General features: G+C 73.3%; 13 protein-coding genes. 11 read left to right on the top strand and 2 right to left on the bottom strand.

Going from position 1 to position 13,727, the window contains the following annotated elements; all coding sequences use genetic code 11:
- Positions 1-52 precede the first annotated feature (52 nt).
- Positions 53-1,072, top strand: a complete 1,020-nt coding sequence (locus tag ACFZCY_RS30135) for a 2-dehydropantoate 2-reductase N-terminal domain-containing protein (RefSeq protein WP_391180127.1) — start codon at positions 53-55, stop codon at positions 1,070-1,072.
- A gap of 310 nt (positions 1,073-1,382) precedes the next feature.
- Positions 1,383-2,195 (top strand): prephenate dehydrogenase, encoded by an 813-nt coding sequence (locus ACFZCY_RS30130; RefSeq protein WP_391180125.1) that lies wholly within the window; start codon positions 1,383-1,385, stop codon positions 2,193-2,195.
- A 131-nt stretch (positions 2,196-2,326) separates the two neighbouring features.
- On the opposite strand, the gene ACFZCY_RS30125 is transcribed toward ACFZCY_RS30130, so the two are convergent.
- Positions 2,327-3,457, bottom strand: a complete 1,131-nt coding sequence (locus ACFZCY_RS30125; protein WP_391180122.1) for a galactosyldiacylglycerol synthase — start codon at positions 3,455-3,457, stop codon at positions 2,327-2,329.
- 134 nt (positions 3,458-3,591) lie between these two features.
- Here ACFZCY_RS30125 and ACFZCY_RS30120 point away from each other — a divergent pair, with 134 nt between their 5' ends.
- The 6 genes from ACFZCY_RS30120 (at position 3,592) to ACFZCY_RS30095 (ending at position 10,256) form a co-directional block, all read left to right on the top strand.
- Positions 3,592-4,404, top strand: coding sequence for an SDR family NAD(P)-dependent oxidoreductase (locus ACFZCY_RS30120; RefSeq protein WP_391180119.1), 813 nt, complete (start codon positions 3,592-3,594; stop codon positions 4,402-4,404).
- Positions 4,405-4,416: 12 nt separating this feature from the next.
- Positions 4,417-5,361 (top strand): DMT family transporter, encoded by a 945-nt coding sequence (locus tag ACFZCY_RS30115; RefSeq protein WP_391180116.1) that lies wholly within the window; start codon positions 4,417-4,419, stop codon positions 5,359-5,361.
- Positions 5,358-6,107, top strand: a complete 750-nt coding sequence (locus ACFZCY_RS30110; protein WP_391180114.1) for a polysaccharide deacetylase family protein — start codon at positions 5,358-5,360, stop codon at positions 6,105-6,107. Before ACFZCY_RS30115 ends, ACFZCY_RS30110 begins: the two co-directional genes overlap by 4 nt.
- A 240-nt stretch (positions 6,108-6,347) precedes the next feature.
- Positions 6,348-8,876 carry a YfhO family protein gene (locus ACFZCY_RS30105; RefSeq protein ID WP_391180112.1) on the top strand — a complete coding sequence of 843 codons (2,529 nt, stop codon included), beginning with the start codon at positions 6,348-6,350 and terminating at the stop codon, positions 8,874-8,876.
- Positions 8,877-8,922: 46 nt separating this feature from the next.
- Positions 8,923-9,873, top strand: coding sequence for a glycosyltransferase (locus ACFZCY_RS30100; protein ID WP_391180211.1), 951 nt, complete (start codon positions 8,923-8,925; stop codon positions 9,871-9,873).
- On the top strand, positions 9,870-10,256 hold the full coding sequence (locus ACFZCY_RS30095; RefSeq protein WP_391180110.1) for a GtrA family protein: 387 nt from the start codon (positions 9,870-9,872) through the stop codon (positions 10,254-10,256). The genes ACFZCY_RS30100 and ACFZCY_RS30095 overlap by 4 nt, the downstream gene beginning before the upstream one ends.
- Positions 10,257-10,290: 34 nt before the next feature.
- Here ACFZCY_RS30095 and ACFZCY_RS30090 read toward each other — a convergent pair whose 3' ends face one another.
- Positions 10,291-11,241 (bottom strand): anti-sigma factor RsbA family regulatory protein, encoded by a 951-nt coding sequence (locus ACFZCY_RS30090; protein ID WP_391180108.1) that lies wholly within the window; start codon positions 11,239-11,241, stop codon positions 10,291-10,293.
- A 186-nt stretch (positions 11,242-11,427) separates the two neighbouring features.
- Here ACFZCY_RS30090 and ACFZCY_RS30085 point away from each other — a divergent pair, with 186 nt between their 5' ends.
- From ACFZCY_RS30085 to ACFZCY_RS30075, 3 genes are all read left to right on the top strand, one after another.
- A complete protein-coding gene (locus tag ACFZCY_RS30085; RefSeq protein WP_391180103.1) occupies positions 11,428-12,309 on the top strand; it encodes an alpha/beta fold hydrolase in 882 nt (293 codons plus the stop codon).
- Positions 12,310-12,482: 173 nt separating this feature from the next.
- Positions 12,483-12,806, top strand: a complete 324-nt coding sequence (locus ACFZCY_RS30080) for a hypothetical protein (RefSeq protein WP_361488860.1) — start codon at positions 12,483-12,485, stop codon at positions 12,804-12,806.
- Between the two features lie 58 nt (positions 12,807-12,864).
- Complete coding sequence (locus ACFZCY_RS30075; protein ID WP_391180100.1) at positions 12,865-13,701, top strand: SAM-dependent methyltransferase; 837 nt, start codon at positions 12,865-12,867, stop codon at positions 13,699-13,701.
- Positions 13,702-13,727 lie beyond the last annotated feature (26 nt).

Here is a 13,727-nt window from a genome sequence, read left to right as displayed (position 1 = left end):
AACAGGTCCGTGAAGGTACGTTGTTTCTACCACCCACGGGGAAAGGGTCCTGGTGCGATACATCATCATCGGAGCGGGCGCGGTCGGCGGATCGATCGGCGCCCGGCTCCATCTCGCCGGTCACGACGTCGTCCTGGTGGCGCGCGGCGCGCACTACGACGCGCTGCGCGACCGCGGACTGCGCTTCACGGCGCCCGAGTCCACCCACGAGGTCCCGGCGCCCGCCGTCACCGGGCCCGAGGACGTCGAACTGGGCCCCGGCGATGTGCTCGTCCTCGCCGTGAAAACCCAGGACAGCGCGGCGGCGCTGGACGCCTGGGCGCCGCGCCCGGTCACCGGCGGCGGCACCGCGGGGGAGCGGCTGCCGCTGCTCTGCGCCCAGAACGGGGTGGAGAACGAGCGGTTGGCGCTGCGCCGCTTCCGCCGGGTCTACGGCGTCTGCGTCTGGATGCCCTCGACCTACCTGGAGCCGGGGCTGGTCGCCGCGCCGTGCGCCCCGTACACCGGGATCCTCAGCCTGGGCCGTTATCCGTCCGGAGACGATGACACCGTCCGGCGGGTGGCCGCGGACCTGGAGAAGTCCGTGTTCCTCGCGCCGGTCGTACCGGACGTGATGCGCTGGAAGTACGCCAAGCTCATCAACAACCTCGTCAACGCCGTCGAGGCGATCTGCGGACCGCTCACTTCGGGCGAGGCCCAGGCCCTCGGCGCCCGGGCGAAGGCCGAGGGGATCGCGGTCCTCGATGCCGCGGGCATCGCCCACGCCGACGCCGCCGAACAGGCCGCGCTCCGCTCGGGGAAGGTGGAGATACGGCCCGCCGACGGCGTCGAGCGCGGCGGCGGCTCCTCGTGGCAGAGCCTGACCCGGGGGACCGGCACGATCGAGGCGGACTACCTCAACGGCGAGATCGCGCTCCTCGCACGCGAACACGGCATCCCGGCCCCGGTCAACGAGACGCTGCAACGGATCGCGGGCACCTGCGCCCGGGAGCGCCGCGCACCGGGCAGCCTGACCCCCGAGGCGCTCACCGCCCTCATCGACGCCGCAGCGTCCCCCTCAACACCTCGGTGAATTGTGCCGGGTGCCACCGCCGCGACGATGGCGCCCGGGCCGCAGCCGAACACATCCGGGTGGTGTGGGGCGCGGTGTTTTTCGCGCCTGATGCGTCGTCATCACGACGCGCGCCACCACTCCTGCGGATGACACGGCCGGTCTGACAAGGGGGTTCGTGCCACGTGACTTCATGGAAAGTTGGCTGCTCCGTAGCCGTCAAGGCGGTCCAAGTTGTTTTGCGTGGTGGCACACAGGGCACCGCACACACCTAACAGCAGGCATAATCGCAGCAACGATGGGCGCAGACGCCCAGAAAGGGGACGAAGCGATGGCGAACGCGCTGAGTGCCGACAACAGTGTGGGCTCGACGATCGAGGCCCTGAAGGCAGAACTTCCGCAGCTGGAGAAGCAACAGGAGGCCCTCAAGGGTGATTTGGACGCCGTCACCCAGCGGCTGGAGGTGGTCAGCACCGCGCTGAGCAGCCTTCAGGCGCTGTCGGGAGCCGCCGCGCTCCCGCAGGCCGCCAACGGCGACATCGCGGAGGCGAAGCCGAAGCCGGTGTCCGAGGACACCGCCACCGCCGCGGACGCGGCCACCGAGGCCGAACCGAAGCCGGCCGCCGAGGCGGCCGCGGCGACCCGGACGCCCGCTGCCACGCGCAAGGCCGCCATCGGCCGGCAGCGCAGCAAGGCCAAGTCCACCGCGGGCGGCCGGACCGCGAAGACCGCCACCAAGGCCGCGGCCAAGAAGACCGCCGCCAAGAAGCCCGCCAAGAAGGCGGCGGCCAAGGACACCACCAAGGCCACCACCAAGGCCACCGCCAAGGCCACCACCAAGGCGGCCAAGGCCACCGACAAGAGCGCCCAGACGAGCGAGAAGGCCACCGCCAAGGCCCCCGAGAAGACGGCCAAGGCGGCGGGCACCTCCTCCGAGCGCTCCACCGGGCTCTCCGAGTCGGTGCTCGGCTGCCTGAAGAAGGCGGGCCGTCCGATGCGCGCGTCCGAGGTCAACGAGGCCCTGGGCCGCGACGAGACACGCACCAACGTGAACTCGGTGCGCAACACGCTGGAGCGGCTGCGCACGACGGAGCGGGCCAAGCGTTCCGGGCGTGGCCTGTACGAGGCCGCGGCCGCCAGCTGACCGCCGCTCTCCCGTCAGTGTGCCGCCACCTCATCGGTAGCGGGGGCGGAAGTGGCCTTTGGGGAGGGTGGACCCGGATGGGTCGGCGGCTGTGCAGGCGCCGAAGCTGCGGTCCACCCACTCCTTCTCCTTCACGAGGAAGTCACCGCGGCCAGCCGGGCGGCGACGTCGGCGGGGTCGGGGGCGAACAGCCGTCGGCCCGCGGCGATGCGGCGTTCGCGCGGCTCCGAGGGCGCGGTGAGCGCGTCGAGCAGGCGCAGCAGCTCCCATGAGTCCGCCGCGTGGTCCGTCAGGCCGAGGGCGGCCATCCGGCGGACCCCCTCGCCCCCATGGCCCGGGATGGGGCGATAGCCCACCACCGGGACTCCGGTGGCCAGTGCTTCCAACGCGGTCTGTCCGGCGGCGTTGTCCACCAGCGCCCGCGTGGCGGCCAGCAGTCCGGGCAGATCCGGTTCCCAGCCGAGGGCCATCACCCGCGGCCACCGGGACAGCCGGTGGCGCAGCCCTTCGTCCCGGCCGCACAGCGCCACCGGAAGATAACCCGCGGCGGACAGCAGCCGTGCGGTGGCCGTCAGCCGCGTACCGGCGCCCCAGGCCCCGGCGGACAGGGCCACCGGCGGTCGCCCGGGGGCGCGCGCGTCGAAGCGGCGCCGCCAGCCCGCCGCTCCGGGCGCCGGGGCGAGGAAGCGCTCCGCCACCAGCGGGCCGGTGGCCAGCGCTGGTCGGCCGAGGCTCTGCCGTACGCGTTCGGCGGCGTCCTCGGTGACGCACAGATGCAGATCGTTGCCCGGGTGCAGCCACTGGCGGTGCACCGCGAAGTCGGTGACCACCACCGCGCTCGGCACCGTCAGCGCCCCGCGGGCCCGCAGCCGGCCGGTGAGCTGGGCGGCGAGATGGAAGACGGGCACCACCGCGGCCGGCCGCAGCCGCTCGGTCAGCGCCAGCAGCCGGGCCTCGGCGAGCGCCGCCAGTGGCGCGGTGCCGGGCCGTGGCCCCCTGCCGGAGCTGGGACCGGGACCGGGGCCGGGCTGGAAGAACGCCCGGTAGATGCCCGCGTAGACCACTGGGGCCCGGCGCACCGCCGTCCGGTAGAAGGCACGCAGCCCCGGCCCGACCCCGGCGGGAAGCAGGTCCAGCACATCCACCCGGTCCGCCCGGTGTCCCGCGCGCTCCAGCCGGCGCACCAGCTCGGCGGCGACCGCGTCGTGCCCGGCCCCCATGCTCGCGCTCACCACGAGGAAACGCTGCGACGGCAGGCGCATGCTCACCTCCGATGGTGCGAGGCGCGGCCGCTCATGGCTCACTGGAGGTATCCGCTCCGCGTGCCGTCAAACCGCGCGCTCGACGGCCGGTGGTGTGCCGACGCCGCCGGCCGGCAGCGAGACAGGAAGGTGCCATGGCCCGCCCTCTGCCGGACGCACAGCCGCACGCCGCCGCCGCGCCCACCACGGCCGGTGCCACCGGGGGCGGGGTCGCGCTGGTGACCGGCGCGTCCTCGGGGATCGGCGCCGCCGTCGCGCACCGGTTCGCGGCGGGCGGCGGATGGCGGCTGCTGATCAGCGGCCGCCACCGGGAACGCCTGGACCGGGTGGCCGCGCGCACCTCGGCCGTCGCCCTCCCGGCCGATCTGGCCACCTCCGAGGGCGGCCGTGGCCTGGTCGAGGCCGCCTTCCGTACCGCCGGACGGGTGGATCTGCTCGTCGCGGGGGCGGGCATCGGCTGGGCGGGCCCCTTCAGCGCGATGCCGCCCGCCGCCATCGACCGTGTGGTGGGCGTCGATCTGCTCGCCACCATGCGGCTGGTGCGCATGGTCCTGCCGCACATGCTGGCCGAGCGGCAGGGCCACATCGTGCTCATCGGATCGGTCGCGGGCAGCGTCGGGGTGCGGGGCGAGGCGGTGTACTCCGCGGCCAAGGCGGCGCTCGGTGTCTTCGCCGACGCCCTGCGCCACGAGGTGCGCCGGGGTGGCGTACGCGTCACCCATGTGGTCCCCGGTGTGGTGGACACCCCGTTCTTCGCCCGCCGCGGCGCCCCGTACACCCGCCGGATACCGCGCCCGCTGCCGCCCGAGCGGGTCGCCGACGCCGTGTGGGACGCCGTCGCGCGCGGCCGGGACGAGGTGTACGTACCGGCCTGGCTGCGGCTGCCCGCGCTGGTGCGCGGCGCGGCCCCGGGGCTGTACCACCGGCTGGCCGCCCGCTTCGGGTGAGGGTGGGGCGACGTGGGCGTCCTGACCGTCCTCCTCGCGCTGCTGTCCGCCCTGGGCAACGGCGCCGCCTCCGTCCTGCAGCGGCGCGCCGCGATGGACCAGGCGCGGGAGCTTCCGGGGGCCGGCGGCGGCGGGGTGGGGCAGGCGCTGCGGCATCTGCCGCGGCTGCTGCGGCGCCCGTACTGGCTGGCCGGGGGCGCGGCGATGGTGGTGTCGGCGGTGGCCCAGGTGGGGGCGCTGGCGGTGGGGCGGCTCTCCGTCGTACAGCCGCTGCTGGTCAGTGAGCTGCTGTTCACCCTGGTGGTGGGGAGCCTGGTGTTCCACCGGCGGCCGGGCGGCCGGACCTGGCTGGCGTTCGTGATGCTCGCCGCCGGGCTCGCGCTCTTCCTCGTCGCGGCCGACCCCTCGCACGGCCGCGCGACGTCCCGCAACGGGCTGTGGCTGCCCACCGGGGTGGTGCTGGCGCTCGTCGTGGGGGGCCTGGTCCTGGTGGCGCGGGCGCTGCGGGGCGCGGCGCGGGCCGCGGCGCTCGGCTGTGCGACGGCCGTCGGCTTCGCGTGCACGGCGGCCCTCATCAAGGAGTTCACCGGGCGCTTCGGCGGGGGAGCGGCCGCGGTGTTCACCGGCTGGCCGCTGTACGCGGTGTGCCTCGTGGGGCTGCTCAGCTTCCTGCTGCTCCAGGTCACCCTGCGCGCGGGCACCCTGGCCGCCTCCCAGCCCGCCCTGACCCTCGGGGACGCGCTGGTGAGCATCGCGCTGGGCTGGGTGCTGTTCGGCGAACGCGTCGAACTGGGCCTGCGCCTGCTGCCCGAGGCGGTCGGCATCGCCTTGATGGCGGCCGGGATCGTCGGCCTCGCCCGATCGCCCGCCCTGGCCGAGGGCTGGGACGCGGACACCACCGGCGCGGCGGCGTGGCCGACCGTACGCCGGGTCCCGGGCGGCGGGAGCCCGCCATGACCGCCGGACGGCGCACCGGTGTGCCGGCCCGGAACGCGGCGTTGCTGGCCGCGGCCGCGCACCTGGTCCCGGCCGGCACCTGGCTGCCGTGGCCCCGGCGCGTCCTCTTTCCCGCCCTGGCCGGGCGGGGCCGGTCCGACCACATCGCCCTCACCTTCGACGACGGCCCCGACCCGCACTCCACCCCGCGCTTCCTGGACGCCCTGGACGAGCTCGCGGTGACCGCAACGTTCTTCGTGCTGGGCGAGAGCGTGGCGCGCTATCCCCGCACGACCCGCGAGATCGCGCTCCGCGGCCATGAACTCGCCGTCCACGGCTGGACCCACGACCGCCCCTGGCTGCCGAGGCCGGTCCGGGACGTCTCCGAGGTCAGCCGCGCCGCCCGGGCGGTACGGATGACGACCGGCGCCGTACCGCTGTGGTACCGGCCCCCGTACGGCGTCCTGACCGGTGGCCGCTGGCTCGCGGCCGTACGCGCGGGGCTGCGGCCCGTCCTGTGGTCGGCCTGGGGGCGCGACTGGTCCCCGAACGCCACCCCGGCCTCGGTGCTGGCCACCCTCCGGGGCGGCCTCCGGGGCGGCGCCACGGTCCTGCTGCACGACTCCGACCGGGCGAGCGCCCCCGGCTGCTGGCGCGTCACCCTGGCGGCCCTGCCGCACCTGATCACCGCGTGCCGCGCCGCGGGGCTCGAGGTGGGCCCGCTGGCCGCCCACGGAGTGGCCCAACTCCCGGCAGCGCCGAAGTGAACCCGGGAAATACGAAGCATTAATTCCGCACCTTGAACCTAGTGAATTCCTGCTTTCTCATCGGCCCGCACAACCTCGTGCGCATTTTGTCCGTCAAACCGATCGCAGCGCCGCACACACCGACCCCGCCAGACCAATTTCCCCGGACAAGTAATTGACGTGATGCAGAAACTCGATATCGGCAGGCCCCTCCGGGAACAGGCCGCATTACCGCGACCCACCACTGTGCGGCGCCCGCGCATGCGTACCCGGGCCGCCGCCCTCGCCTCCCTCCTCACCCTGGCGGCGCTCTGCCTCGGGGACGCCGTGGCCGGGGGCTATCCGTTCGGACCGCGCACCCGTGCCGTCAACGACCTGGGCAATCAGTTCATCCCGTTCCACGCCCAGCTGCGCGACCTGCTGTACGGCCGCGGCGACGGCGGGCTGTTCCTCAACTGGCACTCCGGCTTCGGCGCCTCTCTCCTGCCCGACCTCGGCACCTACGTCAGCAGCCCGTTCGCGCTGCTCGTCGCCGTCTTCCCGCGCGACGAGATCGACCTGGCGGTGTACGTCATCACCCTGCTGAAGACGGCCACGGCGGGCGCGGTGATGGCCGTGCTGCTGCTGCGGCTCCAGCCGGGGCGCTGGTGGGCCGCGGGGGCGCTGGGGGCGTCGTACGCGCTGTGCGGCTGGTCCGTGGCGGAGGCCTCGTACAACCCGATGTGGCTGGACGGGCTCATCGCGCTGCCCCTGCTGTGCCTGGCCGGCGAACAGGTGCTGGCCGGGCGGCGGTTCGTCACGGCCACGCTGGTCGTCGCCGTCGTCTGGATCGCCAACTTCTACACCGCGTACATGGCCACCCTCGGCGCCGCGCTGATCCTGCTCACCCGGGCCCTGATCAGCCGCATACCGCTGGGGATCCGCCCCCTGGCCCGGCTGACGGCGGTCTGCGGGCTCGGTGTGGGGCTCGCCGCGCCGCTCGTCTGCGTCGTCTACTTCGGCACCCGGCACGCCTATCCGGGCCGGGAGGCGCAGTTCACGCCCAAGCCCTGGACGGACGTCTTCGCCCGGATGCTGCCCGGCACGTACGACTTCAGCAGCCCGGCCCTGTACGTCGACACCGTGGCGCTGCTGCTCGCCCTGACGCTGCCGTTCAACCCGGCGGTGCCCCGGCGGCTGCGCGCGGGCTGGACCCTGCTGGTGGCGGCGATGGCGCTGTCCATGCGGTGGGCGCCCACCCAGCTGGCTTGGCACGCCTTCGCCGTGCCCAACGGCAGCCAGTACCGGCAGGGTTTCGTGCTGTGCGGGCTGCTGGTGATCGCCGCCTGGCTCTCCTGCGCGCACGGCGTGCCGACCCCGCGGGCCCTGCTGCCCGCGGGCGGGCTGCTGGCGCTGATCGCGGTGTCGGCGCGCTCCGGCGCGCAGATCCACTGGTGGACGTATCCGCTGCTGCTCGCCGGGGTCGCCGCCGTGGCGGCCGCCGTGGCGCTGCACGGCCTCGCCGCCCGGCTCGGCCGACCGCTTCCGGCCGTGCTCGCCGTCGTCGTGCTCATCGGCGCACAAGTGGGCCAGTCCGCGGCCACCATGGCCGTCGCCGACCGGCTCCGGCTGCGCCACTTCGACGACTACGCGCCCTGGGGCGAGCGCCAGGAGCGCCAGCGGAAGGTGATCGCCGACGCGGACGGCTGGCCCCGCTACCGCACCGAACCGGGCCGCGAGCAGACCGTCAACAACGACCCGCTGATGGTCGGCGGGCAGGGTGCGGGGTACTACAGCAGCCTCACCTCCGATGTGCTCAGCCGCACGCTCACCGCCCTCGGCGGCGGCACCACCTCACGCGGCCGCGCGGTGCAGAGCCTGGACAACCCGGTCACCGACGCGATCTTCTCGGTCGGCGCGCGGGTGCGCTCCTCGGCCGACCCGCACCAGGACACGTACGCCGCCCGGCCCACCACGGTCACCGTCGACCGGGAGAAGGCGCCGCCCCTGGTCACCGTCCGGCCCGCCGCCGGGACCGCGCCTGGTTACGGCGCCTCGCCCTTCCGCAACCAGGAACTCCTGCTCGGTGCCCGGGTGTACACGCTGCCACGCGGCATCGCGGTGCGCGGTACGGACGGCAGGCCCGCCGGGCGCAGCCCCGCCCACGGCTACCGGCTGCCCGCCTCCCCGCGCGCGGCCCGGCTCACCGCCACCTGCCCGGGCGGCAGCGAGGTCTTCCTGTGGGCCCCGCACTACTGGGGCAACGCCCTGATGCGCGGCCCCCGGCGGCCCCCGTCCGGGTTCCGCGGCGACTGGCCGGTCACCAAGCTCGCGGCCATGCAGCCGCTGGGCCCGGCCCCGCGCTCCGGCCGGGTGGAGGTGTCGCTGACCGCCCGCAAGAACAGCGTGATCCCGCGCGACGCCATCGGCTGCCTGGACACCGCGAGGCTGCGCGCCGCCGTCGACCGGCTGACGGCCCGCGGCGCCACCGGCGTACGGGTCTCCGGCAGCTCCCTGAGCGCCGAACTGCCGCCCGGCTCCCGGGGCCTGGCCGTGATCGCCGCCCCGCGCATCGCGGGCTGGCGGTGCGCGGCGGGCGACGGCCCGGACCGGCCCGCCGCCACCTACCTCGGACTCGTCGCTGTGCCCCTCGACGGCGGCGCCACCTCGGTCAGCTGCACCTTCCGCCCGCCCGGGCTGCGGGTCGGAGGCGCCGTGGGAGCCGCCGCGCTGCTCGCCCTGACCACCGTCGCCACGCTTCGGGCGCTGCGCGCCCGCCGTCGCGGGGAGGCCCGCCATGTCCACCACTGACGCCCGCACTTCCACCGACGCACGCACCTTCATCCCGGGGGAATCCATGCTCATTTCCATCGTCGTTCCCTGCTACAACGAAGAAGCCGTCATCGCTCGTTTTCATGACCACGTCGTAAAAGAGGCGGCGTTACTGGGTCATGAATGCGAATTCGTCTATGTGGACGACGGAAGTGCCGACCGCACCCTTTTCCTGCTGAAAGAGCTGGCCACCACCGACCCCCGGGTCCGCTACGTCTCCTTCAGCCGCAACTTCGGCAAGGAGGCGGCCATGCTCGCCGGACTGCGCTACGCCTCGGGGGACGCCGTCGTGATCATGGACGCGGATCTCCAGCATCCGCCGGAACTCATCGGCCGCATGGTGGAACTCCACGCCCAGGGACATGACCAGGTGATCGCCAAGCGCACCCGGGACGGCGACCGGGTCACCCGCGTCCTCACCGCCCGCGCCTACTACCGCCTCATCAACCGCCTGGTCGACGTGGAACTCGTCGACGGCGTGGGCGACTTCCGGCTGCTGTCCCGGCGCGCGGCGGACGCCGTCCTGAGCCTCGCCGAGTACAACCGCTTCTCCAAGGGGCTCTTCGCCTGGGTGGGCTTCCCGAGCGTCACCTTCGAGTACGAGAACGCCGTACGCGAGGAGGGCCGCAGCAAGTGGACCTTCGGCAAGCTCCTGAACTACGGGGCCGATGGGCTGATCTCCTTCAACAACAAGCCGCTGCGGGCCGCCGTCTACCTCGGGCTGCTGCTGCTCGCGGTGGCCTCGCTGTACGCCGCGTGGATCGTGGGGAGCGCGGTGGTCAACGGGGTCGACACCCCCGGCTATGTCACCCTCATCGTGATCATCACGGCGCTGGCCGGGGTGCAGATGGTGATGGTCGGCGTCATCGGCGAGTACATCGGCCGCATCTACTACGAGGTCAAGCGGCGCCCGCACTTCCTGGTGCAGTCCACCAACGCGGTCCCGGCGGACCGGCTGGAGGAGCTGGTCCGGTGAGACACGGCCCCCTCGTCGGGCAGGTGGCCCGCTTCGGCCTGGTGGGCGTGGCCAACACCGGTACGTACTACGTCCTGTACCTGGGCCTGCTGGGCCCGCTGCCCTATCTGGCCGCCCACATCGCCGCGTTCGCCCTCAGCACGGTCGGCTCGTTCTTCCTCACCTGCCGGTTCACCTACCGGGTGCGGCCGACGTGGCGCGCCTTCTTCCTCTTCCCGCTGTCCACGGCCGCCAACTTCGTGATCACGACGGGCGGGATGTACGTCCTCGTCGACCTCGCGCACCTGGGGGACCGCACGGCCCCGCTGATCGCTGCGGCGGCGGCCGTACCAGTCACCTTCGCCGTCTCGCGGACGATCATGCTGAGGCCGCGCACTCCCTGACCGGCCCCACGGGGTCACCAGGGGGCTGTGCCGGTCACAGCCCGGTGCGCAGCCTGATCAGCGTGCCGTCCGCGTCCGTCTGCATCTGGACGACATCGCACAGCATACGGACGCCCCACAGCCCGAACCCGGTGTCCGACCCCTCCGGCGGGGTGAAGCCCCAGAGGGCGTCCGGGTACCAGTGGCCGGGTCCGGCGATCTCGCAGACCAGATCGCCGTCCTGGGCCCACACCCGCAGCTCCGCCGGGGCACTGCCATGGTGCAGGGCGGTGCTCGCCACCTCGGTGACGGCGGTGACCATGTTGCGCAGGGCCTCCTGGCCCATGCCGTGCCGTCCGGCCCGCTCGGCGATGAAGACACGTACGGCCTCGAGGTCGGCCGTGTTCACCGGCAGCCGGTCGGCCACCGCCGGAACGGGCGGCAGCGCCCGGCGGTCGCAGGTGGCGCTGAACGGGCCGGGGGCCAGGTATTCCAGGCTCTGCTCCGGCCCCTGACCGTCGATGATCTCGGGGTGGGTCCGGCGCGCGTACGTCAGGATCTCGGGGTGCAGCACCCGGCGGTCGTAACAGCAGATGGCGCGGGCACCGGAGTGGGCGAACGCCGCGTTCACGATCGACTCGTAGCGCGCCCACTCCACGACCTCCAGCGGAGTGCGGCCCTGCCACACCGGCTCGGCTATCACCCGGACCCGGCGCGGCGACTCGGCCTTCACGAACGAGTCGTACGCGGCGATGGTCTTCACCGGGTGCTGGTACCAGCTGAGCGCGTCCTCGAACTGCACCGCCGGGGCGTCCTGGCCGAGGGCGTCCCGCAGCGCCGCGATGTTCGACTTGGCTGCCACCACGGCCACCGCGTCGTCGGCCTCCAGCCCCTCCCGCAGGAACGGCACGCAGATGTCGACCACTTCCCCCTCGTCGCGGTAGAGGAACCCACGGTGCTCCATGGACTCATGTTGGTCCGCGACGGAGCTGCTCGGGCTGGTCATGGGGGCCTCCCTCGGGCCGGGCGGGGCATCACGCGGGTGTCCGTCCCCGGTCCCGTGGATCCGGACGGCACAGCGCGCAGTCTGCCATCCCCGAAGGCCACCTCGCAGCCGGATCATCGGGCGGTGAGGAAATCCCCCGATGCCGTCCGTGGACGTGTTCCTGACGGTGAATTAGCATCGCTGAGCGTGACAGAGGTCAAGAGCATCACCGCAAATGGACTCGAATTCGGCTATCTCGAAGCGGGCCCGGTGGACGCCCCGCTGGCGCTCTGCCTGCATGGCTTCCCCGACACCGCACACTCCTGGCGCCACCTGCTGCCCGCTCTCGCGGACGCGGGCTACCACGCCGTCGCCCCCTTCATGCGGGGCTACGCACCCACCCGCATACCCGCAGACGGCGCCTACCAGGCGGGCGCGATAGCCTCCGACGCCAACGCCCTGCACGAGGCATTCGGCGCCGACGGCGACGCGGTGCTCATCGGCCACGACTGGGGCGCCATCGCCGCCTACGGCGCCACCGCCCACGCCCCCGAGCGCTGGCGGCGCGCGGTGACGATGTCCGTGCCCCCGCTGGGCGGCGTGCTGGCCGACTTCTTCAATTTCGACTACGGCCAGTTCAAGCGCTCCTTCTACATCTTCCTGTTCCAGACCCCGCTGGCCGAGGCGGGCGCCGCGGCCCATGACATGGCGCTCATCGACGGTCTGTGGCGCGACTGGTCGCCCGGCTACCACGACTCCGCGCAGGACATCGCCTACGTCAAGGAGAGCCTGAAGGACCCCGCCCACCTTGCCGCCGCGCTCGGCTACTACAAGGCGCTGTTCGACCCGACCCGCCAGGTGGCGGCGTACGCGGCGGAGCAGGAGGCGATCACCGCCACCGGTGAGCGGCCGATCCTCTTCCTCCACGGGACCGACGACGGCTGCATCGGCTCCGACGTGATCCACAGCGCCAAGGACCACCTCCCGGCGGGTTCCCGGATCGAAATCGTCGACGGCGCGGGCCACTTCCTGCACCTGGAGCAGCCCGAGCGGATCAACCGCGAGGTGCTGACCTGGCTCGCCGAATGACCCGCTTCCTCGCGCCCCGGTAGACCCGGCACATCCCGTACGTCCCGCACGCCCCGGCCGGTATAGCGCGGTCGCATACCGCTTTACCGCCGCTATACCGCCGGTAATCCGCCCTCCCCGATGCTGGACGCATCGCCAAGCCCCGCCGGTAGAGATGCGTCTGGAGAGGGCCAGTGAACGTCGACCAGCAGCAGCAACCGCACACCGAGGCCGAACCCCTCTACGCCTGGAGCACCTATCAGGTCTCCGGCGGGGTGGAGGGCTCCGGCCCGAGCGGTACCTGCCGGGCGGAACGGACCGCGCGCGCCTGCCTCGAAGCGGCGCTCCATGCCGCGGTGGTCCACTCCCACGCGTATTCCTGGGGCCAGCTCAGCCGGGTGTCCGCGGATGTCGACCTGCCGTTCCACCTCTGGTCGCGGGCCCCCGTCGCCTGGGCGGAACCCGGGCCCAGTGACACGGTCACCTGGCGTCCCGGCCCGGCACCGCATCCGCGGTGACGGTGACGGACACGGCAAGCGGCAGGGCGACGCAGGCTCAAGGGCAGGGGATTCTCGGATGAACAGCAGCGGGCCCGGCATCGGGCTCACCACGGTGGAGTGGCAGCCGGCCGACCACGGTCGCCACTCCGGCCGGCAGGCCAACCCGGCGCGGGTCTACAACTACCTCGTCGGCGGCAAGGACAACTACCTCGCCGACTACGAGCAGGCCCAGAGCTTTCTGCGGATCGCGCCGGAGATCCGGGACACCGCCCTGTCCAACCGGCGTTTTCTGCAGCGGGCGATGGCCGAGCTGGCCGACGCCGGGATCAGCCAGTTCCTGGACATCGGCTCGGGCCTGCCCACGACCCCGAACGTGCACGAGATCGCCCAGGCCGTGAATCCCCGGGCCCGCGTGGTCTACGTCGACAACGACCCCATCGTGGCCAGCCACGGACAGGCCCGGCTGGCGGTCCCCGGCACCACGATGATCGATGGCGATCTGCGCGAGCCCGAGAAGATCCTGGCCCATGACGAGGTGTGCCGGCTGCTCGACCCCGGGCAGCCGGTGGGGATCGTGCTCACCTTCATCCTCGACTACCTCGAGGACAAGGACGATCCGTACGGCGTCGTCGCCCGGCTCATGGAGTGGGCCGCCCCCGGCAGCTGTCTGATCCTGTCCCATGTCACCGGCGACTTCACCGACGAGACGCCCGAGGACCGGGACTGGGCCCCGCTCAGCGTCAGCCCGGTGACCGCGGCCCCGCGCGACTACGACGGAATCAAGGGCTTCTTCCGCGGGCTCGACCTGCTCGAACCGGGCCTGGTGCAGCTGGCCGCCTGGCGCCCGGGCATCGGCGCCGAGCACGACCCGAGCCGGGTGTGGGCCTACGGCGGGGTGGCCCGCAAGCCGTAACCACCGGGCGTACGCCCCCGGCCCCG

This window comes from Streptomyces sp. NPDC007983 (assembly GCF_042958345.1).
Lineage (GTDB): Bacteria > Actinomycetota > Actinomycetes > Streptomycetales > Streptomycetaceae > Streptomyces.
This window is presented reverse-complemented; position numbering and strand designations above follow the sequence as displayed.